The sequence below is a fragment of the Pseudomonas sp. 910_21 genome, from assembly GCF_052850735.1.
Genome location: NZ_VXCY01000036.1, coordinates 1 through 661 on the forward strand (window position 1 = coordinate 1; position 661 = coordinate 661).

Below are 661 nucleotides of genomic sequence, written 5' to 3' on the forward strand. Positions count from 1 at the left end.
CCCTGCCGTCACTGACGTCACCGACACCATCGATACCTCGACAGTCAGCCTGACCGCCACACCGAGCGTCGCTGAAGGCGGAACCGTGGTTTACACCGCGTCGGTCACCGCGCCAGTGACCGGTTCACCAGTTGTCGTGACCCTGTCCAACGGCCAGACCATTACCATTCCGGTGGGCGAGTCTTCCGCCACCGTGAACTTCACCGCGCCCAACGATGCCCTGGCCGGTGGCAGCTCCTTGAGCACCAGCATCACCAAGGTCGACGGCGGCAACTACGAAAAACTCGATTTCAGCGATAAGCCGGCAGACACCGCCGTCACCGATACTCCGGACACCACGACGCTGAGCCTCTCGGCCACTGACTCGGTGGCCGAAGGCGGCTCCATTGTCTACACCGCCACACTGACCAATGCTGCGGGCACCCCGGTTACCGTGACCCTGAGCAACGGCGCGGTGATCACCATCGCCGCGGGCGCCACTTCGGGCACTGCGACTGTCGCGGCGCCTGCTGACGACGTCTATAAGGACGCGGGCAAGGTGGAAGTCACCATCACCAAGACCGATGGCGGCAACTTCGAAAACCTGGAGACCAACCCGGCTCCAGCCGTCACCGATGTCACCGACACCATCGACACTTCCACCATCAGCCTGACCGCCACC

The 661-nt window shown here is 63.5% G+C and carries 1 protein-coding gene; it reads left to right on the forward strand.

What is annotated here, in order from left to right; genetic code table 11:
• The coding region (locus FW796_RS31865) for an immunoglobulin-like domain-containing protein (protein WP_446440706.1) at positions 1 to 661 on the forward strand (661 nt) is incomplete at both ends.